A 25221-nucleotide genomic window follows, 5' to 3' on the forward strand; every position below is an offset into this window, starting at 1 on the left:
TTTCCAGGAGGTGCTTCGTGCCGGACCGTGAGCCCCCGGGCTGGCTGTGGCTGCGCGAGCGCCTCGTCAGGCTCCGCCAGGCTGCCCGCCCCGGAGCCGCCCCCGAACCAGTGCGCGCCATGGCGGCGCGGACTGCAGTGGTCACTGATTCCGCCGCCGCGCTGCCGGCGGAATGGGTGCGGGACTTCACCGTCGACGGCCGCCTGACGGTGGTACCGATGCCTGTCATGGTGGGCGCCGAGATCTACGGCGAGGGCGAGGACGACATCGCCGAGACCATTGCCGTGGCGCTGGCCAGCGGTTTGCCGGTCCGGACCTCCAGGCCCTCACCCGGCCAGTTCGAACAGGCCTACCTCGCGGCGGCGGCACGCGGCTTCGAATCCGTGGTCTCGCTGCACATTTCCGGGGAGCTCTCCGGCACCGCGGACTCCGCCCGGCTCGCAGCAGCCAAAGTGGGAATCCCGGTGGTGGTCGTGGATTCCCGCACGGTCGGTATGGCGCAGGGCATGGGTGTGCAAAGCGCCGTCGTCGCGGCTGCCGACGGCCGGGGCGCGGAGGAGGTGAGGACCTTCGCCGAAGAACGGCTGGCCCGCACCAAGGTCTACTTCTATGTGCCGAGCCTGGAGCAGCTGCGCCGCGGTGGCCGGATCGGCGCGGCCGCCTCGCTCTGGGGCACCATGTTCTCGATCAAACCGATCCTGGCGGTCGACGGCGGCAAGGTCGTCCCGCTGGAAAAGGTCCGTTCTGCGCCCCGCGCCATCGCCCGGCTGGAGGAAATCGCCGCCGCCGACGCGCTGTCGCGGCCAAGCGGCGAGGCCAGGATCGCCGTGCACCACTTCGGCAACCGCGCCGAGGCCGAGCAGCTGGCGTCTCGGCTGGGACAGCGGTTGCCTGATTGCCCGCCCGCCCAGATTAGTTCGCTGCCGGCCGTGCTGGCGGCCCACGCCGGACTGGGCGTGCTGGCCGTGATTGTGGGGGAGAGCAGCACCCCGCTTCCCGGGGCCGGCCCGACTCCGGGGGTTGCCGGGGCGCTTTCCACATAGCCGTTCCGGTGCCTGTCGGTGGGCCCGGTTCCATCCCTAGGCTGGCTTCATGTCGCGCCGATACCCGGGGGCCGGAGCCCGCAGCGGACCCCACCCGGGATCCGGCGTGGCCCGACACCGCTGGGCCGCCAGCCTCGGCAGTGCGCCGGAGGAGGGGCTGCTCGGTGATGTGCCTGCCAGGGGAGCCCGGGCGGGCGGATCCCCGGACGGGGCCGCTGCGGACCGGGCCTCTCCTGACCGGGCCGCTGCTGCGGAGTCCGCAGTGCCCGCGGTGTTCAGGTGGCGCAGCGGGCGGAGTGCCGCCGCGTTGATCGCCGTGATCTCGGTGCTGCTGGCCGGCTGGTTCTGGTGGCAGACGGCCGACGGAGCGCCCCGGGTTGAGTCCCTGGGCGAGCCACCCGGATCGGAGGCGGCGGACGGGTCCGGACCAGCCGGAGCCGATGACGCCGGTCCCGGCGGGGCGCCGGAGACTACGCACCCGGCCGCCGCGGAGATGCCCGGCGCGACGGCGGCCGGCACCATTGTCGTCCATGTTGCCGGCGCCGTGGCGAGGGCCGGGGTGGTGCAGCTGCCGCGCGGAAGCCGGATCCACGAGGCGATCAAAGCCGCGGGCGGAAGCACCCGCGCGGCCGACCTGGACCGGCTCAACCTGGCCGCCATCCTCGAAGACGGCCAGAAAGTCCTCGTCCCTGAGCGCGGCAGCCCGGACCCGGTTGAACTTCCCGGCCCCTCCACCAGTACCGGCGGCACCGGGACCTCCGGCGGCACCGGAGCGCCAGCGGGGAAAATCAACCTGAACACCGCCGGCGTCGAAGAGTTGGCGACGCTGCCGCGCGTCGGTCCGGTCTTGGCCCAGCGCATTGTCGACTGGCGCAAGCAGCACGGCAGCTTCGGCAGCGTCGAAGAACTCGACGCTGTGGAGGGTGTTGGACCCAAGCTGCTCGAAGCCCTATTGCCGCTGGTGCGGGTCTGACGTGCCGGGGGAAAGGCGGCCCCGTTGGCAGGCTTTCCGGGACGCCGCCGCCGATGCCATGGCCCGCAGCCGGGATCCGCTGGACCCTGCTGCGCCGCAAAGGAGCCAGCCGCCGGGCACGGCCGAGGCGCCGGGCGTGCCCGCGGCGCGGGCGGCGGACAGCTCGTTCCGCGCCGGGGGAGCCGCGCGTACCGCACTGGCCGGCCTGGGGAACCGTGTCCTTGAGGCGTTGCGCAGGCGCCGGGCCGGGGCCATGCCCGTGCCGCCCGGCCCGCAGGGACGACGACGCCGGACCGACCTCCGCCTGGTGCCGGCCGCGCTGTTGGCTTGGGGCACTGCCGTGGCTGGCGGATGGCTGGACCCGATCGCGCTTGCCGCCCTCTGCGCCGGACTGGCGGCCGCCGCGGTTGCCCTGTTGCTGCGTCCCGGTGCCCGTCGCCGGAGACCTGCACCCCGAAGCTTCCGGGCCACCTTGGCGGTTGCTCTGTTTCTCTCGTGCGCCGCCGGCGCGCATTCGGCGGTGGCATCGGCGCAGCGGAACGACGGTGCTGTCGCTGAGGCCGTCGCCGCGGGTGCGTCCGTGGTGGCCGAGATCGACGTTGCCGGCATGCCGCGGCGGCTCTCCGCCCCGGGCCGCTCCGGGTTGCCGGACCGGTGGGCCGTGCCGGTGACCCTGCTCGTCCTGGTCTTCGACGGCCGGCGCGTGGAAGCCTCCGTGAAGCTGCTTGTCCTCGGCGGGGACGACTGGGGACACGCAGCGCCGGGGCAGCGTTTCCGGGCCACAGGCAGGCTCAGGCCAGCCGGAGCCGGTGAGGCCGAGACCGGCATCCTCTCGGCCTCTTCTGCGCCGCACCGTCTGCGGACAGCCTCCGGCTGGGAGCACGTCCCGGCAGGCCTGCGGAGCGGATTCAGCGCCGCCGCCGCGGGGTTGCCCGGCGACGCGCGCGGACTCCTGCCGGGGATGGTGACCGGCGACACCGGTGAGCTGGACCTCGAACTGGCTGCGGCCATGAAAACCGTCGGAATGACCCACCTGACCGCGGTGAGCGGAGCCAACTGCAGCCTGGTCCTCGGGGTCCTGCTGCTGGCGGCCCGTAGCCTGCGGCTTCCCCGCCCGGCGGCTTCCGGACTTGCCGTGGCCGGGCTGGGACTTTTCGTGCTGATGGTCGGGCCCGATGCCAGCGTGCTCCGGGCCGCTCTGATGGGGTCGATCGGGCTGTGGGCGCTTGCGTTTGGCCGTGCCGGCCGCGGCCTCAGCCTGCTGTGCGTGGCCGCGACCGGCTTGCTGCTGGCGAATCCGGCCCTGGCTACCGACTTCGGCTTTGTGCTCTCCGTTTTGGCCACGCTTGGCATCGTCGTGGTGGGCCGGCCCATCATGGGTTGGCTGGCCGCCGTCGTGCCCCACTGGCTGGCTGCCGGACTCGCTGTCCCGTTGTCCGCTCAATTGTTCTGCAGCCCGGTGATCGTGCTGCTCCAGCCGCAGTTCTCCAGCTACGCGCTGCCCGCGAATCTGGCTGCCGCCGTGCTGGTGCCGCCGGTCACGGTCCTCGGCACGGCAGCCGTGCCGCTCGTCCCCGTCGTCCCCGCGGTGTCGGCTGTTCTCATCGCCGTTGCCGGCACCTTCGCAGCGGGGGTGGCCGGCATCGCCCGCTGCTTCGCGGCCCTGCCGGGCGCGTCGTTGCCCTGGCCGGAGGGCGCCTTGGGCTCGTCCTCGATGGCGGCGCTCTCGGGGCTGACCCTGACGGGCGTCTGGCTCGCTACCCACCCTGCCGCTGCCGTACGCCTGGTCCTGAAAATGCATGACCGGACCACGCTCTTCCTCACCCGGACTCTCCACCGTCATGAGCGGCCGCCGGGCACCGTCCGCACCCTGAAGGGGCCCGTCGGATGCGGCTTGGAGGACCGCCCCCGCCGTGGGAGGCTTAGATTCTGCAAACCAACTTCCCGGAGGAAACACGAGTGGCTGCTGCCCAGACCCAACGCACCAGGACCACGGCGACGAAGACCGCCACCTGGCGCGACGTGACGCCGGCGGCGGTGGTGCTGGTCGGCGGACCGGAGGACTACCTTGGTTCCCGGGCCATGGACCGGATCCGCTCCCAGGTCCGTGCCGCGGCCCCCGACGTCGAAGTCACCCGTCTCAACGCCGGCAGTTACGAACCGGGCACGCTGGCCATGAACGTCAGCCCGTCCCTCTTCGGCGAGCAGAAGCTGATCGAGGTGGAGGGCCTGGAGGCGATGAATGACGCCTTCCTCGCCGACGCCCTGAAGTACCTGGCCCAGCCCGAACCGGACGCCGTCCTGGTGCTGCGTCACGGCGGGGGAGTGCGGGGCAAGAAGCTCCTCGACGCGATCAAGGCGGGCGGCTGGCCCGTGGTTGACTGCCAGCCGTTGAAGAAGGACGCGGACAAGGTGGCTTTTGTCACCACAGAATTCAAGGCCGCCTCCCGGCGGATCGAGCCGGATGCCGTGCACGCCCTGGTTAACGCGGTCGGGGCAAACCTGGCTGAACTCGCCGCCGCCTGCAGCCAGCTGATCGCCGACGCCACCACCGGCGTGGATTCCGACATGGTTGACCGGTACTACGGCGGCAGGGTGGAGGCCACGGCTTTCAAGGTCGCCGATGCCGCCATGGCCGGGAACGCGCCGCTGGCACTCTCCACCCTCCGCCACGCACTGGATACCGGAGCCGACCCGGTGCCGATCGTCGCTGCCCTCGCCTCGAAGCTGCGGTCCCTGGCCAAGGTAGCCGGGGCGCAGGGGTCTTCGGCGCAGATCGCCAAGCAACTGGGCATGCAGCCGTGGCTCGTGGAACAGGCGCAGCGCGACGTGCGGCGCTGGACTCCGGAGGGCCTGGTCCGGTCCATCCAGGTCACGGCAGAAGCTGACGCGCAGGTCAAGGGACTCTCCCGCGACCCGGTCTACGCGGTGGAACACGCCGTCACGGTGATTGCGGGCGCGGTCCGCCGCTGACGACCCGCGCCCGACCGCGCTCGGCCCAGGCGGTGGCGCGCCACGGCTTGCCGCGCCGCCCGGGCACGTTGCCGGCCTCCGGACCGGCGCTTTAACTGGCTGTGGCCGGCACCCAGGGGGTACCGGCCACAATCATCAGTTCAGTTGAACTGGAAAACCTTAGAGTGCGTTGACCTTCTTGGAGATCGCGGACTTGCGGTTTGCAGCGTTGTTCTTGTGAAGAACACCCTTGCTGACAGCCTTGTCGAGCTTCCGGCTGGCAGTAACCAGTGCAGCAGCAGCGGCATCCTTGTCGGTGGACTCAACGGCGGTGTTGACGGCGCGGATGGCCGTCTTCAGCTCGGACTTGACTGCGTTGTTGCGCAGGCGAGCCTTTTCGTTGGTCAGGATGCGCTTCTTCTGGGACTTGATATTAGCCACGTGTGAACTCTCTTTTTCAATGCGGAAAATGGTCTAGAGGGCTTTCAGATTGGCCATTGACTGAGCGGCGTGGGGATACCTATGGCGACCAACCATCTGTGGCCGTCGACCTGCACGGACACACAGCTGTCAATAATAGCAGAGACGCGAACCCGGTGGCGATTTCCGCTGCGCTGCCGCGGGTCGGATCTCCCCGAGGCGGCGTCACCGCGGGGCCCGGACTTCAGGACCAGCCGTGACGCGTGCGCAGCGCCGACGAAATGTCCCGGAACCGTCCGGCGTCCAGGATGGCGCCCTCACGGCGCACGTCCTGGGGGTTGATCTGCAGGATGCGGTCCAGCCTGGCTTCGCTGGGGCGCCACTGCCGGTCCCAGGGTCCGGTGCCGATGTCGACGTAGTCGTCCGAGCGGCGCGCGTCGCCGTCGTGGTCCTTGCTGGTGAGCATCAGGCCGAGCAGGTAGCGGCCCTGGCTTCCCACGAGCAGCACCGGCCGGTCCTTGCCCCGGGAGTGGTCCTCTTCGAACGGGACCCAGGTCCAGACGATCTCACCGGGCTCGGCCCGGCCGTTCGCGGCGGGGCTGTACTGCACTTTGGCTTTGCCCTGGAAATCGCCCGGGTAGGTCCCGGTCAGTCCGCCGGAAGGGCGGGCCGGCTGCCGGGCGGGAGCCTTGCCGGCAGGGCGGCGTGTGGCGGGCGGCGCGCCGCCGCCGAGCCGGTCGAGGAAGCGCAGGGCGCCGCGGACGGCGTTGCCGAAGGAGCGAAGATTCAAGGCCATGGGGAAACCCTACCGGCCGCCCCGCGCCGGCGAACGTTGACCGGCCGGTGACGACAGGCAGCGACGGCCCGCGCCGTGCGGTCCCGCTCGGTGCCGGCGCTAATGCAGTGCCACGGTCCGGGACGTGGGAGACTATAGGAACGAGAAATGCGGCGTGCCGCAGCTGGGTGGAACACGCAACGTGGAACACCGGCTGCGCCCGTCCGTAGAACAGCCCAGCTGTACAGCCCGTCAGTACAGCCCCCAAGTATTGCCAACAGTAAGGACCCTGCGTGTCTCCCATGGCCCGCACCGCCCCGGTGCCTGCCGCAACAGATCCGGCCCTCATCCGGAACTTCTGCATCATTGCGCATATTGACCACGGCAAGTCCACCCTGGCCGACCGGATGCTCCAGTACACCGGTGTCGTCCAGTCCCGCGACATGAAGGCCCAGTACCTGGACCGGATGGACATCGAGCGCGAACGCGGCATCACCATTAAGTCCCAGGCTGTCCGGATGCCCTGGGAGCTGGACGGCACCAGCTACGCGCTGAACATGATCGACACCCCCGGCCACGTCGACTTCACCTATGAAGTCTCCCGGTCCCTCGCCGCCTGCGAGGGCGCCGTGCTGCTCGTGGACGCCGCCCAGGGCATTGAGGCGCAGACCCTCGCCAACCTCTACCTGGCGATGGAGAACAACCTCACGATCATCCCGGTCCTGAACAAGATCGACCTGCCCGCGGCGCAACCGGAGAAGTACGCCGAGGAGCTGGCCAACCTGATCGGCGGGGACCCGGACGAGGTGCTGCGCGTTTCCGGCAAGACCGGCGCCGGCGTCGAAGTCCTGCTGGACAAGATCGTCCGGGATCTCCCCGCCCCGGTGGGCGACCCGAACGCCCCCGCCCGGGCGATGATCTTCGACTCCGTCTACGACACCTACCGCGGCGTCGTCACGTACGTCCGCGTGGTGGACGGCATGCTGCACCCGCGTGAGCGCATCCAGATGATGTCCACCCGCGCCACCCACGAACTGCTCGAAATCGGCGTGAGCTCCCCGGAGCCCACCCCGTCCAAGGGCCTGGGCGTCGGCGAGGTCGGCTACCTGATCACGGGCGTGAAGGACGTCCGCCAGTCCAAGGTCGGCGACACCGTGACCAACCTGGCGAAGCCCGCCACCGATTCCCTGCCCGGCTACGCCGACGCAAAGCCGATGGTGTTCTCCGGCCTCTATCCGCTGGACGGCACCGACTACCCGGTGCTCCGGGACGCGCTGGAAAAGCTGATGCTGAACGACGCCGCCCTGGTCTACGAGCCGGAGACGTCCGCCGCGCTGGGCTTTGGCTTCCGCGTCGGCTTCCTGGGTCTGCTGCACCTCGAGATCACCCGCGAGCGGCTCGAACGCGAGTACAAGCTGGACCTGATCTCCACCGCCCCGAACGTTGAGTACGAGGTGACCCTGGAGGACAAGAAGGTCGTCCACGTCACCAACCCCAGCGAATACCCCACCGGCAAGGTCTCCGAGGTCCGCGAACCGATGGTCTCCGCCACGATCCTGGCGCCCAACGAGTTCGTAGGCGCCATCATGGAACTGTGCCAGAGCCGCCGCGGCGTCATGGGGGGCATGGACTACCTCTCCGAGGACCGGGTGGAGATCCGCTACCGCCTGCCGCTGGCCGAAATCGTCTTCGACTTCTTCGACATCCTGAAGTCCAAGACCCGCGGCTACGGCTCGCTGGACTGGAAGGCCGACGGCGACCAGGTCGCCGACCTGGTCAAGGTGGACATCATGCTCCAGGGCGAACAGGTCGACGCCTTCAGCGCCATCACCCACCGCGACAAGGCCTACGCCTACGGCGTGATGATGACCGGCAAGCTGCGCGAACTCATCCCGCGCCAGCAGTTCGAGGTGCCAATCCAGGCTGCCATCGGCTCCCGGATCATCGCCCGCGAAAGCATCCGGGCGATCCGCAAGGACGTGCTGGCCAAGTGCTACGGCGGTGACATCACCCGAAAGCGCAAGCTGCTGGAGAAGCAGAAGGAAGGCAAGAAGCGCATGAAGATGGTGGGCCGCGTCGAGGTGCCCCAGGAAGCCTTCATCGCCGCCCTCACCACCGAAGAGTCCAAGGACAAGGCCAAGAAGTAGCCATGCCAAGCGCGCTTCCCCTCGGTGACCCCGCGCCGTCGGACGGGCTGCTGCCCGGCCAGGCGCTGGAGGGCGCCGCGGACCGGGCCTTCGGGCTCTATGTCCACATTCCGTTCTGCGCCGTACGCTGCGGCTACTGCGACTTCAACACGTACACCGCGACGGAACTCGGCGGCGGCGCCTCGCAAGACGCCTACGCCGACACTGCCGTCGCGGAAGTGGACTTCGCCGGGCGGGCCCTGAAAGCCTCCGGCCTGCCGGAGCGCCGGCTCAGCACGGTGTTCTTCGGCGGCGGCACCCCCACGCTCCTTCCCGCCGGGGACCTGGCCCGCATCCTGGCCGCCGCGATCGATACCTGGGGCCTGGAACCCGGTGCCGAGGTCACCACGGAAGCCAACCCGGACTCGGTCACGCCCGAATCCCTGCAATTGCTCGCCGAAGCCGGCTTCACCCGGGTCTCCTTCGGCATGCAGTCCGCCGTGCTGCACGTCCTCAAGGTCCTCGACCGCACCCACACGCCCAGCCGTGTGCCGCAGGTGGTCCAGTGGGCGCGCGAGGCGGGCCTCGCGGTCAGCCTGGACCTGATCTACGGCACCCCGGGGGAGTCGCTGGAGGATTGGCGCTACTCGCTGGAGACCGCACTGTCCTACGGCCCGGACCACATCAGCGCCTACGCGCTGATCGTCGAGGATGGCACGAAACTCGCCGCCCAGATCCGACGCGGCGAGGTTCCGGGGATCGACGACGACGACCATGCCGCCAAATACGAATTGGCCGATGAACTGATCTCGGCGGCCGGGATGGGCTGGTACGAAGTCAGCAACTGGGCGCGCACGCCGGAGCAGGCCTGCCGGCATAACCTGGCCTACTGGCGCGGGGACGACTGGTGGGGCATCGGCCCCGGAGCGCATTCGCACGTCGGCGGCGTCCGCTGGTGGAACGTCAAGCACCCCACGGCCTACGCCGGCCGGCTGGCAGCAGGCGCCTCGCCCGCCGCGGGGCGGGAGACCCTCGACGCCGAGACCCGCAACGTGGAGCGCGTCATGCTCGAAGCCAGACTGGTCACCGGCCTGGAAATCCCGAGCCTGGGCGGGCTGGGGGACACCGGGCGGCACGCGGTTGCCGGACTGATCGCCGACGGGCTCGTGGAGCCGGCGGAAGCGTTCAAGGGCCGGCTGGTGCTCACGCTCAAGGGTCGGTTGCTCGCCGACGCGGTGGTCCGCCGGATCCTGCCGGACTAGGCAGTCAGCCCGCGCGGGCCGGAAGTGTCCGTTCGAGCGGGCCGGAAGTGTCCGTTCGCGCTACTTGATCCAGCGGAGGTTGTATTCGTAGCGGTGCGGCTGGCCGCGGTTGACGTGGATGCCGGCAGCCACCGAGAAGCAGGCGAGGGCAATCCAGATGGCGGTCGCCAGGACAGCAAACAGGTTGCCCACCACAGGGACAAAGACCAGCAGATTGGCTACCATCGCGGCGATGGTGGGCGGAAGCGTAAAGTTCAGCGCCTCCTTCGACTCCTGCGCCGTGAACGGGCCGCGGTCCTTGAAGATCAGGTAGATCAGCAGCGCGGGAATGCAACCCAGGATGCCGCCAAAGTGCGCCAGGGTGGCCCATTGCCGGTCCTCGCTTGCCGTCAACGGCAGAGCATTTGCGGGAACGCCATGGTACTGCGACTGGCCATGGCCGGCCTGGTGATCCGTGTGTTCGCGTGCGTCTTCTGCCACGTTTCGTCCTTTGGATTGCGGTGGAGCGTAGGTACCTGTACGAGCCGCGGCCGCAACAAAATGCAGCGGCCGCCCTACCAAGAATACTTGCTCGGACCGTGAACTAAAGCACGGGGAGGCGGCTACGGCACCGTGAGGAAGTCGATGACCTCTTCGACCCGGCCCAGCAGGGAGGGCTCCAGGTCCGCGTAGCTGCGGACCGCGCCGAGGAGTTTCTGCCAGCCCAGGCCGATGTCCTCCTTGGTGCTGTGCGGCCAGCCGAAAGCCGTCAGGATGCCGGTCTTCCAGTCCACCCCGCGCGGAATCACCGGCCACCGTTCAATGCCCAGGACGGCAGGGCGGATGGCCTGCCAGACGTCCACGTACGGGTGCCCGACGATCAGCACGTTCCCGGCCGCGCCCGGCGAGGCCATCACCGCGTCGGCGATCCGCGACTCCTTCGAGTCGGGAACAAGGTGATCCACCAGGACGCCGAGGCGGCGCCCCGGTCCGGGCCGGAACTCCTTCACGGCGGCAGCGAGGTCGTCGATGCCGTGCAGCGGCTCGACCACGATGCCCTCGACGCGGAGGTCGTCGCCCCAGACCTTTTCGACGAGTTCGGCGTCGTGCTTGCCCTCAACCCAGATCCGGCTGGCCTTCGCGACCTGGGCACGCTGTCCCTCCACCCGAACCGAACCGGAGGCGGTGCGCGCGCCGCCTCCGGCACCCGCCGCGGGAACCCGCGGGGCGGGCGGCATCAGCCGGATGGGCTGGCCCTCGAGCAGGAAACCGAAGCCGAGGCGGAAGGATCGGGACTTGCCGCGCCGGTCCTCGAGGGCCACGACGTGCATGCCGCCGGACTTCTCCACCCGGGTTACGGCGCCCACCCAGCCGGACTGCACATCCTCCAGCACCATGCCGCGTTCCACCGGGATCTCGGGAAGCTGGGCCTTGGCGGGCGCGGAGAGATCCTGCGGGCCCCAATTCTGGTACGACATCTGCTACACACTGCTTTGCACTTGGGAATTACGGGGGACAGAACGGCGGCGCGGCCTGTGGTGTGCCGGGAAACACCAGTCCCGGGGCTCACGCCCGCAGCGAATCCAATGCTAACAACGGCGCGACTCATATTAGACTGGTTAGCACTTAGGCATGTCGAGTGCTAACCCGGATGGTTCGGGGGCGTCGTGTTCTTGCACGCGCGGCGGCACCGGCGAACCGATACGGGTCGATTGGAGGTGGAGCGTGAGCGAGCCACGCAAACTCGAAGTGCTGCGCGCCATCGTGGAGGACTACGTCCATTCCCGCGAGCCGGTTGGATCCAAGGCCCTGGTGGAGCGGCACCACCTCGGCGTGTCCAGCGCCACGATCCGCAATGACATGGCCGCCTTGGAAGACGAGGGCCTGATCACGGCGCCGCACACCAGTGCCGGCCGGATTCCCACGGACAAGGGCTACCGCCTGTTCGTGGACCAGATTTCGGCCGTCAAACCGCTCTCCCCGGCGGAGCGCCGCGCCATCCAGGCGCTGCTCGAGGGGTCCGATGACCTCGACGACGTGCTGGACCGGACGGTGCGGCTGCTGTCGCAGCTGACCAACCAGGTCGCCGTCGTGCAGTACCCGCTGTTGAGCCGGGCCCGCGTCCGGCACATCGAGTTCGTGCTCCTGGCGCCGCGCAAGGTACTCACGGTCCTGATCGCGGACACGGGCAAGGTGGAACAGCGGGTGATCGACGTCGGCCAGGACTTTGGCGACGAGGCCCTCGCCGAACTCCGTACCCTGTTCCTGGCCAGGCTCTCCGGCACCCCGTTGAGCCTGCTGCCCCAGTCGCTGCAGGCCGTGGTGGACAGCTGTCCGCCGGTGCGGCGGGGACCCGCCCAGGCCCTGGCCCGGGGGCTTGAATCGCTTGCCGCGAGCAGCCGCGAGGAACGAATGGTCATGGCCGGGACCGCCAACCTGGCCAGGTCAAATGTGGATTTCCCGCTGAGCATCGGACCCGTGCTCGAAGCGCTCGAAGAGCAGGTGGTGATGCTGCGCCTGCTCAGCGACATGGCGCAGGACCCGCGCGGCGTCACCGTAAGCATCGGCCGGGAGAACCCCTATGACGGCCTGTCCGAAGCGTCCGTGGTGGCCACCGGCTACGGCCCGGACGCCACGGCCAAGGTCGGAGTCCTCGGCCCCACCCGGATGGACTATCCCACCACCATGGCCGCCGTCCGTGCGGTGGCCCGCTACCTTTCGCGGATCCTCGGCCCCTGACGGGCCGGATCCGGCACCGGACTTCTTGCCCACTACAGGCAGTGCCCCACTGGCAGTACAAAAAGGAAGAGATACACACTTTGAGCAGCCACTATGACGTTCTTGGAGTCTCCCGTGAAGCGACGGGGGAAGAGATCAAGAAGGCCTACCGCAAGCTTGCGCGGACCCTGCACCCGGACGTGAACCCCGGTGATGACGCTTCCGAGCGCTTCAAGGCGGTCACCCACGCCTACGAGGTGCTGTCCGACCCGCAAAAGCGCCGGGTCTACGACACGACGGGCAACGAGAACGGTACCGACAACGGCTTCGGCGGCGGCTACGCCGGCCAGGGCTTCGCCTTTCAGGACATCTTCGAGACCTTCTTCGGCGGAGCCGGCGGCCAGGGCGGCCCCGCATCCCGGGTGCGGCGCGGCCAGGACGCCCTGATCAGCGTCCGGATCGACCTGCGCGACGCCGTCTTCGGGGTCAACAAGAAGCTCGAAGTGGACACCGCCGTCACCTGCCCCACCTGTGAGGGTTCCTGCTGCCGCGAGGGCAGCCACCCCGAGCGCTGCGACATCTGCGGCGGCAGCGGCCAGGTCCAGCGCGCCGTGCGTTCCATCCTCGGCCAGGTTATGACCACCGCCCCCTGCGGCAGCTGCGAGGGCTTCGGCACGGTCATCAAGGATCCCTGCAACGAGTGCGCCGGCCAGGGCCGCATCCGCAGCCGCCGCTCGCTCACCGTCAAGGTTCCCGCCGGCGTCGCCACCGGCACCCGCATCCAGCTCTCCGGCCAGGGCGAGGCCGGTCCGGCCGGCGGCCCGTCCGGCGACCTGTACGTCGAGATCCGGGTCAACAACGACCCCACCTACGTGCGCGAAGGCGACGACCTGCACGCGAGCCTGAACATCCCGATGACGGCGGCCGCGCTCGGCACCGAGCTGACCCTTGAGACCTTCGACGGGCAGCAGGAAATCGACGTCAAGGCCGGCACCCAGTCCGGCGAGGTCATCACGCTCCGTGGCCTGGGCGTGACGCACCTGCGCGGCTACGGCCGCGGAGACCTCAAGGTCCACCTGCAGGTGGACACCCCGGCCAAGCTCGACGCCGCCCAGGAAGACCTGCTCCGGCAGCTCGCCAAACTCCGCGGCGAGCAGTTCACCGAAGGGAAGCTTGCCGCCAGCGGCGGCGTCTTCGCGAAGCTGCGGGACCGGCTCGGTAACCTGTAGCGGTGAGCAACCCGGTCTTCTTCACCCCCGCAGGCACCCTGGACCAGCTGGTCCCCGGCGCGACGTTCGTTCTCGAGGGCGCCGAGGCGCGCCACGCGGTGACGGTCAAGCGCCTCGCCGTGGGGGAGCCGGTGGACATCGCCGACGGCGCCGGCAAACGGATCACCGGCACCGTGACCGCCGTCGCGCCGCAGGAGCTGACGGTGGAGTGCGGCGAGGTCGTGACCGAGCCAAGGCCGGACGTGCGGCTGGTGCTGGTGCAGGCCTTGGCCAAGGGCGACCGCGACGAGTTGGCGGCCGAGACTGCGACCGAACTGGGGATCGACGCCGTCGTGCCCTGGCAGGCTGAACGCTCGATCGTCCGCTGGAAACCCGAACGCGCGGCGAAGGCGCACGCCAAATGGCAGTCCGTGGTGACGGCAGCCGCGAAGCAGGCACGCCGCGCCTGGATTCCGGAGGTCCGCGCCGCGGTGGACGGCAACGGCCTGCAGGCGGCCGTAGCCGCCGCGGACCTCGCCGTGATCCTGCACGAGGACGCGGTTCGGCCCCTGCGGCAGGTGCTGGAGGCCTGGCACCAGCAGGCCGGCGACAGCGGTGTGGCCCGGGAGGTGCTCCTGATCGTGGGGCCCGAGGGCGGCATCAGCCCGCGTGAGGTCACCCGGCTGTGCGATGCGGGAGCGGTCACCGCCCTGCTGGGCCACCACGTGCTGCGTTCCTCCACCGCCGGCCCCGCCGCCACGGTGCTGGCCAGCGACATCCTGGGACGTTGGTAACGGCACGCAGTGGTAGACCAGGCCAGACTCCGCCCTCGGGCGGGCAGGCCGGATGCCTGCCTTAGCGGACGGTGAACCCGCGGGTATCGACGTTGAGGTCCTGGACCTTGCTCGCGGGGTCGACCTGCGACACGCGGACCTCATACTCTCCGGGACCGAGGTTCAGCGCGAGGTTGAATAGTCCGGACTTTGAGGCATCGGCGGAGGCAGTGATGTTGCCGTCCAGGTAGGGCGTTTTACTGGCGCCGTCGACCCGCAGGATCTCCCAGCGCAGCTTGCCGCCCGGGACCGTGCTCCGGCCGGAAATCTTGACTGCCCCGTCCGACACCTCGGTGCCCTCCTGCGGGTCGATGATCCACACCGGCGCCACCATTCCGGCGCTGCGTGAGGTGGGGGAACCGAGCCGGACCCGGTTGAAGGCGACGTAGTCGGTGTGCCCGTCGACGAGGATGACGACCTGGATCTGCTGCCCGGTATCGGTCAGCCCGGCGCTGGCACCCGCGGCCGTGGCCGTGTAGACCAGCTGCTGGATCGCGCGTTCGGCCATGTCGGCGTCGACGTTGCTATTGAACGCATCGGCGGACACGTCCACCGTGATGACGTTCTTGCCGGAAATCGAGGTGGCCAGGAGCCTGGGGTTCTGCCACGGGGTGAAGAAATCGGGGTCCAGCGGCTTCTGCGACATCATCACCCGCAGCGCCCGCGTGATCGGGTTGTCCTCTTCGGACACATCCCGGAACTCGCGGTACAGGAAGACGTTGTTGTTGCTGCGCCCGATCCAGTAGACCGGAGCCTTGTTGGATGCCTGCGTGGATTCCAGCGGCGCGCTGGTGGTGGCGACGCCGGCGGCCGGACCGGGGACCGTGTGGGAGGGCGTGTCGGAGTTCGTGATGCCCGGCTGGGGCGTGGCCACGCAGCCGGACAGCGCCAGGGCAGCGGGCAGCACAAGGTGCAGCAAGCCGCGGCGCGTACGGCGCCCTGCTGCTGTCTTGTTCACTCCACGCTGACTGATTGCCCCTGTCCCTTCGCTGTGTTTCTCGCTCCGCGGGCCCGGCAGGGCCGAATCCAGCATTACACAAGGCGCCTGCGCTCCGGAGGGGATTCCGCGCTGTCCGGCGAACTGCAACGGGAACGATATGAGGACGATATGAAGTTGATACCTAATGTCGCGGCAGCCGGCCTTCGCGCCGGCACCGGGCTGCGCTGGCGTAAGATGGAAGGACCCGCTGAAACCCGGCGCGGACGGCCCGGACCGCCGTCGGCCGGCGCCGAGGCGGCGAGACCATTTCCAAACTGGAGGGGACCAGAGGCCCACGGGCCAACACCATGACTGAAGCAGCCAACGGCAAGGCCCGGATCAGCGCGAACGAGCGCACCGCAGGGGAATTTCCCCACTCCCTCCCAGGTCTGCGGACGGAGGTGGTCCTGTTCGACAATTCCGACCAGATGGTGCAGTCCCTGGGAAGCCATGACGAAGCCCTGCGCTTCATCGAAACCCAGTTCCCTAACGTCGACTTCCATGTCCGCGGGAACGAGCTCTCCATCAGCGGCCCTGCCGCCGACGTGCCCAGGATTATGCGGCTGCTCAACGAGGTGCGCGGCCTGGTGGCGCGCGGCACCGTGATTACACCGGTTGTCCTGCAGCAGCTCGTCTCGCTGTTGCGCAGCCAGTCGCTGCAGAACCCGGTGGACGTGCTCACCCACAACATCCTCTCCAGCCGCGGCAAGACTATCCGGCCGAAGACCTTGAACCAGAAGAACTATGTCGACGCGATTGACGCGAATACGGTGATTTTCGGGATCGGCCCGGCCGGCACCGGCAAGACCTACCTGGCCATGGCCAAGGCTGTCCAGGCGCTGCAGCAGAAGGAAGTCAGCCGGATCATCCTGACCCGCCCGGCCGTCGAGGCGGGGGAGCGGCTCGGGTTCCTGCCCGGCACGCTCAGTGACAAGATCGACCCCTACCTGCGTCCGCTCTACGACGCCCTGCACGACATGATGGACCCGGAGTCGATCCCGCGGCTGATGGCTGCCGGCACCATCGAGGTGGCGCCGCTGGCCTACATGCGCGGACGCACGCTCAACGATGCGTTCATCATCCTGGACGAGGCCCAGAACACCACCCCCGAGCAGATGAAGATGTTCCTCACCCGGCTGGGCTTCGGCTCCAAGATGGTCGTGACCGGCGACGTCACCCAGGTGGACCTGCCGTTCGGCACCCGTTCCGGGCTGCGGATCGTCGAAGACATCCTGCAGGGGATTGAGGACGTTAATTTCTCGGTCCTGGACGCATCCGACGTCGTCCGGCACCGGCTGGTGGGCGACATCGTCAACGCCTACAGCGTCTGGGACGAGACACAAAGGAACCGGGTCAAGCATTCCGTCGCCCGGGAAAACCGGGGAGAACACGCATGAGCATCGAGGTCAACAACGAATCCGGCGTCACGGTGGACGAAGCCGAGCTGGTGGCACTGGCCCGGTTCGTCTTTGAGCGGCTCTTCATCCACCCGCAGGCGGAGCTGTCCATCCTGCTGGTCGACGAGCCCGCCATGGAGAAGCTGCACATCGAACTGATGGACGAGCCCGGGTCCACCGATGTGCTGTCCGTGCCTATGGATGAACTCACTCCCGGCACGCCGGACAAGCCCACGCCGCAGGGCATGCTGGGCGACATCGCGATCTGCCCGCAGGTGGCCGAGGTGCAGGCTAAGAACGCCGGCCACTCCACCCAGGACGAGATGCTGCTGCTGACCACCCACGGCATCCTGCACCTGCTGGGCTTCGACCACGCGGAGCCGGAGGAGAAGGAAGAGATGTTCGGGCTGCAGCGCGAGCTGCTCTCCGGCTTCACCGGCAAGGACGCCCCGGCAGAGACGATTCAGTGACCCCACTGATCCTGGCCGGCATGGCGCTGGTCTTCCTCAGCTTTGCAGCTGTGTTGACCGCGGCAGAGGCTGCCTTCAACTACCTTCCCCGCCACGACGCCGAACAGGCGATCCTGCAGAGCCGCGGCACGGCGCTGAAACGCATCATGGCCCAGCCGGTGGCGCACATGCGCGCGCTGCGGTTCTGGCGGATCTGGTTCGAGATGGCCTCCGCGGTGGCCGTGACCGTGCTGCTGAACAGCCTGCTCGGCAATGTCTGGCTCGCCGGGCTCGCAGCGACCGGCATCATGGCCCTCGTGGGCTTCGTGATCGTCGGCGTGTCCCCGCGTCAGCTGGGCCGCGTGCACTCCGCCGGCATGGTCCGTTTCTCCGCCCCGCTGATCCGCTGGCTCTGCTGGGTGCTTGGGCCTATCCCGGGCTGGCTTGTCACCCTGGGCAGCGCCGTGGCCCCGGGGGCGCCTGCGGACAACGAGGCCTTTTTCAGCGAAGAGGAATTCCGCGAACTCGTTGAACGCGCCAGCGAATCTGACGTGATCGAGGACAACGAGGCCGAGCTGATCCAGTCCGTCTTCGATTTCGGCGACACCCTGGTCCGCTCCGTGATGGTGCCCCGGACCGACATTCTCTGCATCGACTCGGGCTCCAGCCTGCACCGGGCCATGTCGCTGTTCCTCCGCTCCGGGTACTCCCGGATCCCCGTCATCGGCGAGAACACGGACCAGATCCTCGGCATCGTGTACCTCAAGGACGTCGCCGCCGTCGTCCACAACCTGGCCCCCGGCGAGGAACCCCCGGTCGTCGACGAACTGGCCCGCGAGGTCCGCTACGTGCCGGACTCCAAGCCGGTCAGCGAGCTGCTCCGCGAGTTGCAGAAGGAATCCACGCACGTGGCGATCGTGATCGATGAGTACGGCGGCACCGCCGGGCTGGTCACGCTCGAGGACCTGATCGAGGAAATCGTCGGCGAGATCGTGGACGAATACGACACCGAGGCCGCGGAAGCGGTGGAGCTGGGCGACGGCAGCTACCGGGTCAGCGCCCGGATGAGCATCGACGACCTCGGCGAGCTCTTCGACCTGGAGCTCGACGACGACGAGGTGGACACCGTGGGCGGCCTGCTCGCCAAGGCGCTCGGCCGGGTGCCGATCGTCGGAAGCACCGTCAGCGTCGACGGCGTCACCCTACGGGCCGACAGACTGGAAGGCCGCCGGAACCGCGTCAGCCACATCATTGCGGCCGCGGTTCCAAAGGAAGAAACTGACCTTGAAGATCTTCTCGACGAGGCTGAATCAACGCAACAGGGAGTTCCACGTGAGCAAGCAGAATAAGTCCGACGGCGAAGCGCCTTTCGGCGGTTACCGGGCCGGGTTCGCGGTGCTGGTGGGACGGCCGAACGCGGGGAAGTCCACCCTCACCAACGCCCTGGTGGGTCAGAAGGTCGCCATCACCTCAGCGAAGCCGCAGACCACGCGGCACACCATCCGCGGCATTGTGCACCGTGACGACGCGCAGCTGATCATGGTCGACACCCCGGGCCTGCACCGCCCGCGGACCCTGCTGGGCAAGCGCCTCAATGAACTTGTCGCGGACACCCTCGCCGAGGTCGACGCGATCGGCTTCTGCCTGCCAGCCAACGAGAAGATCGGTCCCGGCGACAAGTTCATCGCCGCGCAGCTCGCCGCCATCGGGAACAAGCCGGTCATTGCGATCGTGACGAAGGCCGACACCGTGGACCGCCAGGCGCTGACCGAGCAGCTCCTCGCCGTCGCCGCCCTGGGCCGCGAGGTGCTGGGGGAGGACGGCTGGAAGGACATCGTTCCCGTCTCCGCAACGGACGGCTTCCAGGTTGGGACTGTGGCCGACGTGCTGATCGGCCACATGCCGCCGTCGCCCCCGCTGTACCCGGACGGGCACCTGACGGACGAGCCGGAAGCGGTGATGATCGCCGAACTCATCCGCGAGGCTGCCCTCGAAGGCGTCCGCGACGAACTTCCGCACTCCCTGGCGGTCGTGGTCGACGAGATCGTTCCGCGCGAGGGCCGGCCCGAGGACCGTCCGTTCCTGGACGTCCGGGTCAATCTCTATGTCGAACGGCCGTCACAGAAGGCGATCATCATCGGCAAAGGCGGGGCGCGGCTCCGTGACGTCGGCACCACGGCGCGCAAGGCCATCGAGGCGCTCCTCGGCGCCCGCATCTACCTGGACCTGCACGTCAAGGTCGCAAAGGACTGGCAGCGGGACCCGAAGCAGCTGGTGAAGCTGGGCTTCTAGGCCCGGACTGAACCGGCGGCGGCAGCCCGCCGGGAAGGGCCGCGGAAAAACGCAGCGGCCCCGGCCGGGCATGCCCATCGGGATATTCCCAGTTTCGGACACTAAAATAGGGAACTCCCGTTCGCAAAGGAAGGCGCCACCTGTGGTTCTACCCCGTGATAACCGTGCAGACGGAACCGGCCCCCCGGTTCGGTCCCATGCGGCTGCCCGGCACGCGGAAGACCCTTCCGTCGGCCCGGCGCGCCATCTTGGCGCTGCCCGGCATATCCCCGGTTGGCTGAAGGCCACCACGATCGTTGTCTCCGTGCTGCTCGTGGGGGTCATTGCGTTCGGCGCTTACTGGCTCATCCGGTTGCAGGGGAACATCACCACGCAGGCCCTCGGCGCCGGCAACAGCCGCACGGAGAGCGCGCCCGACGACGCCACCGGACGGATGCAGATCCTGATCCTCGGCACGGACACCCGCGACGGCAAGAACTCCCAATACGGCTCCAAGGACGACTCCTCCGGTTACGGCCACTCGGACGTCATGATGCTGATGGACATCTCGGCGGACAACAAGCGCGTCAGCGTCATCAGCTTCCCGCGCGACCTGCTGGTGGACATCCCCAAGTGCAAGGACCCGAAGTCCAACAAGCAGTACCCTGCCCAGACGGGCGTCATGATCAACGCGGCCATGTCCGAGGCGGGCATCGGCTGCGCCGTAGACACCGTCAACAAGCTCACCGGCCTGGAGATCGACCACTTCATGATGGCGGACTTCAATGCCGTCAAGGAACTCTCCAACGCCGTCGGCGGTGTGGACGTCTGCATCAGCGACGCGGTCTTCGACCCGGACTCCGGTCTCCGGCTGCCCAAGGGCACGTCCAAGGTCAAGGGCGAGCAGGCTCTCTCCTTCGTTCGTACCCGCCATGCCTTCGGCGACGGCAGTGACCTGGGCCGGATCAAGGCGCAGCAGGGCTTCCTATCCTCGCTGGTGCGCAAGATCAAAGACGACGGGACCCTGACCAACCCGGCGCGGATGCTCGGCATTGCGGACGCCATTACCAAGAACCTGACCATCGACGACGGCCTGGCCTCCGTTCCGACGCTGTTGACGGTGGGGAACCGGCTGAAGAACATCGACGTCGGCAAGGTGGCGTTCGTTGCCGCCCCGACCGAGCCGGCGGTGTCCGACTCGAACCGCCTGCAGCTGGCGGAACCCGCAGCCTCCGAGCTGTTTGCGGCGATGCGCAAGGACATCGACCTGACCGACCCGACAGCCAAGCCCGCGTCCACCCCGGAGGCCTCCGCCAGCGCTTCGGCAAGTGCCGCGCCGACAGCCAGCAAGACACCGGCCGCCCCGGCCTACGACAAGACGCTGCAGCCCATTGCCGTGGCCAACGGCTCCGGTAACCCGGCGCGGGGCCAGGAACTCGCGGCCGCCCTCAAGACCGGCGGCTTCACCCAGACGAGCCAGTTCGACGCGCAGGCTGTGGCGGCCACCGCCGTCTACTACGGAGCAGATTTCGCCGACGTTGCAGCCGACGTCGCCAAACTGCTGGGCATCCGGGCGAAGCAGGTGCTCCCGGCGGCGGGTGTCACCGGCGTCCAGGTCTATGTGGGCAGCGACTACAAGAGCGGTACCAAGCAGGCGGATGCACCGGTATCGCTGCCGCCGGACATCGTCAACCAGACGGCCGGTGACACCGTCTGCCAGCAGGCGAACCCGGAGCTGATCGTCCCTTAGGACTGAAGGGTTCGACTGAATAGGGTTTTCTTAAACAGGGGCAGGCCGGGTGTTTCACCCGGCCTGCCCCTGTTGGCTCAGTCGCCGTCGGACGCTGGCTACCAGATGCTGACGCGCTCCTCCGGTGCCAGCCACATGCCGTCCTGCTCGGCGGTTTCGAAGGCCGCATGGAAGGCGTCAAGGTTCTGGGCGATGTTGTTGGTGCGGAATTCGTTGGGGGAGTGCGGATCCGTGGCGAGCCGGCGGATGGCTTCCTCGCTCCGGATCACCTGCCGCCAGCTAGCAGCCCAGGAAGCGAAGAAGCGCTGGGCGCCGGTCAGCCCGTCCAGCACCGGCGCCTCCTGCCCGCCGAGGCTGATCAGGTACGCCTTGTAGGCGATGGTCAGGCCGCCGAGGTCGCCGATGTTTTCGCCCAACGTCAGCCTGCCGTTGACGTGGTGGCCTTCGGCTTCCGCGGGGGAGAGGGCATCGAACTGGGCCACCAGCCTGGAGGTCAGCGCCTCGAAGGCCGTCCGGTCGGCCTCCGTCCACCAGTTCCGGAGCAGGCCGCTGCCGTCATACTGGGAGCCTTGGTCATCGAAGCCGTGACCGATCTCGTGGCCGATCACGGCGCCGATGCCGCCATAGTTCACCGCATCGTCGGCGTCGGCGGTGAAGAACGGCGGCTGCAGGATGGCTGCCGGGAACACGATCTCGTTCAGCAACGGGTGGTAGTAGGCGTTCACGGTCTGCGGCGTCATGAGCCACTTCTCCCGGTCCACGGGCTTGCCCACCTCGTCCAGGTGCCGGTCGACGTCGGCGCTGTGGGCGCGCTCCACGTTCCCCAGCAGGTCCGCCTCGTCGATCACGACGGCGGAGTAGTCGATCCACTTGTCCGGGTAGCCGATCTTGGCCCGGAAGGAATCCAGCTTCTTCAGGGCCTCCAGCTTGGTCTCTTCGCCCATCCAGGCCAGGCCGGTGATGGATTCGCGGTACGCCTCGATCAGGTTGCCGACCAGCGACCGCATGTGCTCCTTGTGGCTTTCCGGGAAGTGCCGGGCGACGTAGATCTGCCCGACGGCCTCACCCAGGGCGGCCTCGACGACGGCGACGCCACGCTTCCAGCGGTCCCGGTTGCGCGGCGTGCCGCTGAGCGTGGTGCCGTAGAAAGCGAAGTTCGCGTCCACGAACGCGGCGGACAGGTACGGCGCGGCCGCGCTGACCACCCGCATGGCTAGCCATTCCTGCCAGGTGGCCAGCGGCACCGTCTCGAGCAGCGCCGCGGCGCCCGCGAAGAAGTCCGGCGTGCTGACGACGAGTTCGGTGCGCTTCTCCGGCGCGATGGCGGCGGCGTCGAACCAGGCGGCCAGCAGCGGGAACAGCTCCGAGACCTCCTCGGCCGATTTCAGGTTGTACGTCTTCTGCGGATTGCGCAGCGTGACCTTGTCCCAGTGATGGGACGCGAGGGACGTCTCCAGGTCCACCACCCGGGCCGCGGCGGCCTCCGCGTCGGCCACGCCGGCCAGCCCGAACATGGTGCGGACATGTTCACGGTAGGCCTGGACCATCGGCGCGAACTTCTCTTCGCGGTAGTAGGACTCATCCGGCAGGCCCAGGCCGCCCTGGCCGGTGTAGAGCAGGATCCGGTCCGGGTTGCCCGCGTCCGGTGCCGGGTAAATGTAGAACAGTCCGGAGACGTCCGCGCGGAAGAGCCGTCCGGCCAGCTGGACCAGTTCGGCCACCGAGCCGGTGGCGAAAACCTCGGCCAGGCGTTCCCGGATCGGCTCCGCGCCTTTGGCCTCCGCGGCGGCCTCGTCCATGAAGCTGTTGTAAAGGTCGCCGATCTTGCGTTCGATCCCGGTGGCTGCCTCGCCGCGGCCGGCCGCCTCCAGGATGATCTCCTTGACCGCCAGTTCCGAGCCGTCGCGCAGCGCCGTGAACGTGCCCTCCAGGGGCCGGTCGTCCGGGATGGCGGTGTTCTTCAGCCAGCCGCCGTTGAAATGCCGGTACAGGTCGTCCTGGGGGCGGACGCCGTCGTCGATGGTGGACTTGTCGATCCCGGAAAGCGGCACTGATGCTCCTTCGAGTGGGAGGCTGAACCGGGCCTGGCACCGGTACAGCGTCTGCATGGTGGACGTTACGGAGGTATGGCTCCTTCATCTTACGCACCCGTGTTACTGTGAAAATGTGCGCGCAGAACTGCTTCTTCTTAGCTGCCGCGGCGGGGCCTCAGACGCGATCTAGCGCAAGGCCAAACCTCGCTGCGGAGTTTGTGTTGCCCGGCCACCCTTTCACCAAGAACCACAGAAAAGGCCCCGATAGTAATGCGAAACGCACAGCAGCCCTCAGGAATGCCGGTCCACCGCTACGTCCCGTTCCAGGACCTGATCACCGTCGAACTGCCGGACCGCACCTGGCCCGACAAGGTCATCACCAAGGCCCCGCGCTGGTGCGCGGTCGACCTGCGTGACGGCAACCAGGCCCTGATCGACCCGATGAGCCCGGCCCGCAAGATGAAGATGTTCGATCTGCTGGTCCGGATGGGCTACAAGGAGATCGAAGTCGGCTTCCCCTCGGCCTCGCAGACGGACTTCGACTTCGTCCGCCAGCTGATCGAGGGCAACCACATCCCGGACGACGTCACGATCCAGGTCCTGACCCAGGCCCGCGAGCACCTGATCGAGCGGACCTACGAGTCCCTGGTCGGCGCCAAGCAGGCCATCGTGCACCTCTACAATTCGACGTCGGTCCTGCAGCGCCGCGTCGTGTTCAACCAGGACGAGGACGGAATCCTCGATATCGCCCTGCAGGGTGCCCGGCTGTGCAAGAAGTACGAGGAAACCCTCGAGGACACCCACATCACCTACGAGTACTCCCCGGAGTCCTTCACCGGCACCGAGCTCGCCTACGCCGTGCGCGTCTGCAACGCCGTCGCCGACGTCTTCGAAGCCTCCGCCGACCGCCAGGTGATCATCAACCTGCCGGCCACGGTGGAAATGGCCACCCCCAATGTGTACGCCGATTCGATCGAATGGATGAGCCGGCACCTGCACCCGCGCGAGGGCATCATCCTCTCCCTGCACCCGCACAACGACCGCGGCACCGGCGTCGCGGCGGCCGAGCTGGGCTACCTGGCCGGTGCCGACCGGATCGAGGGCTGCCTGTTCGGCAACGGCGAGCGGACCGGCAACGTCGACCTGGTCACGCTGGGCCTGAACATGTTTGTCCAGGGCATCGACCCGATGATCGACTTCTCCGACATCGACGACGTCCGCCGCACGGTGGAGTACTGCAACCAGCTGCCCGTCGCGGAGCGTTCACCCTACGGCGGTGACCTGGTCTTCACGGCCTTCTCCGGCTCGCACCAGGACGCCATCAAGAAGGGCCTGGAAGCCCTGGAGAAGGACGCCGCCGCCGCCGGCAAGGACGTGGCGGACTACGCCTGGCAGGTGCCGTACCTGCCGGTCGACCCGAAGGACCTCGGCCGCAGCTACGAGGCCGTGATCCGGGTCAACTCGCAGTCCGGCAAGGGTGGCGTGGCCTACCTGCTCAAGAACGAGCACAACCTGGACCTGCCCCGCCGCGCGCAGATCGAGTTCTCCGGCGTCATCCAGCGCCGCACCGACACGGTGGGCGGCGAAGTCAGCGGCGCCCAGCTGTGGCAGCTGTTCCAGGACGAGTACCTGCCCTCCGCCGCGGCCGAAGCCCAGTGGGGCCGCTACGCCCTCGGCGCGGTCAGCACCGAATCCGACGAGGACGGCACCATGACGCTGACCGCCGCGCTCAAGGTGGACGGCAAGCAGCTCCGCCGCACCGGAGTGGGCAACGGCCCGATCGCGGCCCTGCTGAGCATCCTGCGCGAGGACGGCGTCGACGTCCGCGTGCTGGACTACAGCGAGCATGCCCTGTCCGAGGGCGGCAGCGCCCAGGCCGCGGCCTACGTTGAATGCGCCGTGGGGGAGCGGGTCCTGTGGGGCGTCGGGATCGACGCCAACACGTCGATGGCCTCGCTCAAGGCCGTCATTTCCGCTGTCAACCGCGCCATCCGGGACTCCCGCGCCTAAGCCATTGAGACAACAGCACTGCGCCGCCGGAGCTTCCGGCGGC

Annotated in this window: 21 protein-coding genes; 15 read left to right on the plus strand and 6 right to left on the minus strand. The window is 68.5% G+C overall.

Going from position 1 to position 25221, the window contains the following annotated elements; genetic code table 11:
- The first annotated feature begins 17 nt into the window (after nt 1-17).
- Genes HNO80_RS01400 through holA form a run of 4 tightly spaced genes read left to right on the plus strand, consistent with a single transcriptional unit; the run spans nt 18 to nt 4989 of the window.
- Nucleotides 18-1043 (plus strand): DegV family protein, encoded by a 1026-nt coding sequence (locus tag HNO80_RS01400; protein ID WP_175321049.1) that lies wholly within the window; start codon nt 18-20, stop codon nt 1041-1043.
- 49 nt (nt 1044-1092) lie between these two features.
- Nucleotides 1093-2016 carry a ComEA family DNA-binding protein gene (locus tag HNO80_RS01405; protein WP_175321050.1) on the plus strand — a complete coding sequence of 308 codons (924 nt, stop codon included), beginning with the start codon at nt 1093-1095 and terminating at the stop codon, nt 2014-2016.
- Nucleotides 2017-2074: 58 nt separating this feature from the next.
- A complete protein-coding gene (locus HNO80_RS01410) occupies nt 2075-4042 on the plus strand; it encodes a ComEC/Rec2 family competence protein (protein ID WP_249777086.1) in 1968 nt (655 codons plus the stop codon).
- A complete protein-coding gene (holA, locus tag HNO80_RS01415) occupies nt 3976-4989 on the plus strand; it encodes a DNA polymerase III subunit delta (protein WP_175321051.1) in 1014 nt (337 codons plus the stop codon). Before HNO80_RS01410 ends, holA begins: the two co-directional genes overlap by 67 nt.
- A 159-nt stretch (nt 4990-5148) precedes the next feature.
- On the opposite strand, the gene rpsT is transcribed toward holA, so the two are convergent.
- The gene (gene rpsT / locus HNO80_RS01420) at nt 5149-5409 is read right to left on the minus strand and encodes a 30S ribosomal protein S20 (protein WP_056739236.1); all 261 of its coding nucleotides are present in this window, start codon (nt 5407-5409) and stop codon (nt 5149-5151) included.
- A 223-nt stretch (nt 5410-5632) separates the two neighbouring features.
- Entirely contained in the window at nt 5633-6184 is a 552-nt protein-coding gene (locus HNO80_RS01425) for a type II toxin-antitoxin system PemK/MazF family toxin (RefSeq protein ID WP_175321052.1), read from the minus strand.
- 272 nt (nt 6185-6456) lie between these two features.
- On the opposite strand from HNO80_RS01425, the gene lepA reads away from it, so the two are divergent.
- Nucleotides 6457-8310, plus strand: a complete 1854-nt coding sequence (lepA, locus tag HNO80_RS01430; protein WP_175321053.1) for a translation elongation factor 4 — start codon at nt 6457-6459, stop codon at nt 8308-8310.
- Nucleotides 8311-8312: 2 nt separating this feature from the next.
- Nucleotides 8313-9551, plus strand: a complete 1239-nt coding sequence (gene hemW, locus HNO80_RS01435; RefSeq protein ID WP_175321054.1) for a radical SAM family heme chaperone HemW — start codon at nt 8313-8315, stop codon at nt 9549-9551.
- 60 nt (nt 9552-9611) lie between these two features.
- On the opposite strand, the gene HNO80_RS01440 is transcribed toward hemW, so the two are convergent.
- Together HNO80_RS01440 and HNO80_RS01445 are read right to left on the minus strand one after the other, a co-directional pair.
- Nucleotides 9612-10031 carry a DUF4870 domain-containing protein gene (locus tag HNO80_RS01440; protein WP_175321055.1) on the minus strand — a complete coding sequence of 140 codons (420 nt, stop codon included), beginning with the start codon at nt 10029-10031 and terminating at the stop codon, nt 9612-9614.
- Between the two features lie 122 nt (nt 10032-10153).
- The gene (locus tag HNO80_RS01445; RefSeq protein ID WP_175321056.1) at nt 10154-11008 is read right to left on the minus strand and encodes a DUF3097 domain-containing protein; all 855 of its coding nucleotides are present in this window, start codon (nt 11006-11008) and stop codon (nt 10154-10156) included.
- Between the two features lie 247 nt (nt 11009-11255).
- Here HNO80_RS01445 and hrcA point away from each other — a divergent pair, with 247 nt between their 5' ends.
- From hrcA to HNO80_RS01460, 3 genes are all read left to right on the plus strand, one after another.
- Nucleotides 11256-12269 carry a heat-inducible transcriptional repressor HrcA gene (gene hrcA, locus HNO80_RS01450; RefSeq protein ID WP_175321057.1) on the plus strand — a complete coding sequence of 338 codons (1014 nt, stop codon included), beginning with the start codon at nt 11256-11258 and terminating at the stop codon, nt 12267-12269.
- A gap of 80 nt (nt 12270-12349) precedes the next feature.
- On the plus strand, nt 12350-13477 hold the full coding sequence (gene dnaJ, locus HNO80_RS01455; protein ID WP_175321058.1) for a molecular chaperone DnaJ: 1128 nt from the start codon (nt 12350-12352) through the stop codon (nt 13475-13477).
- 2 nt (nt 13478-13479) lie between these two features.
- Nucleotides 13480-14250 carry a 16S rRNA (uracil(1498)-N(3))-methyltransferase gene (locus HNO80_RS01460; RefSeq protein ID WP_175321059.1) on the plus strand — a complete coding sequence of 257 codons (771 nt, stop codon included), beginning with the start codon at nt 13480-13482 and terminating at the stop codon, nt 14248-14250.
- Nucleotides 14251-14311: 61 nt separating this feature from the next.
- Here HNO80_RS01460 and HNO80_RS01465 read toward each other — a convergent pair whose 3' ends face one another.
- A complete protein-coding gene (locus HNO80_RS01465) occupies nt 14312-15247 on the minus strand; it encodes a GerMN domain-containing protein (protein ID WP_349627148.1) in 936 nt (311 codons plus the stop codon).
- Between the two features lie 329 nt (nt 15248-15576).
- Here HNO80_RS01465 and HNO80_RS01470 point away from each other — a divergent pair, with 329 nt between their 5' ends.
- The 5 genes from HNO80_RS01470 (at nt 15577) to HNO80_RS01490 (ending at nt 21135) form a co-directional block, all read left to right on the plus strand.
- Nucleotides 15577-16665 (plus strand): PhoH family protein, encoded by a 1089-nt coding sequence (locus tag HNO80_RS01470; protein ID WP_175321061.1) that lies wholly within the window; start codon nt 15577-15579, stop codon nt 16663-16665.
- Nucleotides 16662-17135 (plus strand): rRNA maturation RNase YbeY, encoded by a 474-nt coding sequence (gene ybeY, locus HNO80_RS01475; protein WP_175321062.1) that lies wholly within the window; start codon nt 16662-16664, stop codon nt 17133-17135. Before HNO80_RS01470 ends, ybeY begins: the two co-directional genes overlap by 4 nt.
- Complete coding sequence (locus tag HNO80_RS01480) at nt 17132-18463, plus strand: hemolysin family protein (RefSeq protein ID WP_175321063.1); 1332 nt, start codon at nt 17132-17134, stop codon at nt 18461-18463. Before ybeY ends, HNO80_RS01480 begins: the two co-directional genes overlap by 4 nt.
- Nucleotides 18447-19406: a GTPase Era gene (gene era / locus HNO80_RS01485; protein ID WP_175321064.1), complete on the plus strand. Its 960-nt coding sequence runs from the start codon at nt 18447-18449 to the stop codon at nt 19404-19406. Before HNO80_RS01480 ends, era begins: the two co-directional genes overlap by 17 nt.
- A gap of 142 nt (nt 19407-19548) precedes the next feature.
- Nucleotides 19549-21135: an LCP family protein gene (locus HNO80_RS01490; RefSeq protein ID WP_349627149.1), complete on the plus strand. Its 1587-nt coding sequence runs from the start codon at nt 19549-19551 to the stop codon at nt 21133-21135.
- Nucleotides 21136-21233: 98 nt separating this feature from the next.
- Here the strand turns inward: HNO80_RS01490 and HNO80_RS01495 are convergent, their stop codons facing one another.
- Nucleotides 21234-23186, minus strand: coding sequence for a M13 family metallopeptidase (locus HNO80_RS01495; RefSeq protein ID WP_349627150.1), 1953 nt, complete (start codon nt 23184-23186; stop codon nt 21234-21236).
- Between the two features lie 252 nt (nt 23187-23438).
- Here HNO80_RS01495 and leuA point away from each other — a divergent pair, with 252 nt between their 5' ends.
- Nucleotides 23439-25178 carry a 2-isopropylmalate synthase gene (gene leuA, locus HNO80_RS01500; RefSeq protein ID WP_175321067.1) on the plus strand — a complete coding sequence of 580 codons (1740 nt, stop codon included), beginning with the start codon at nt 23439-23441 and terminating at the stop codon, nt 25176-25178.
- The last annotated feature ends 43 nt before the right edge of the window (nt 25179-25221 follow it).

It is taken from the genome of Arthrobacter sp. C9C5 (genome assembly GCF_013359735.1).
Taxonomy (GTDB): domain Bacteria; phylum Actinomycetota; class Actinomycetes; order Actinomycetales; family Micrococcaceae; genus Arthrobacter.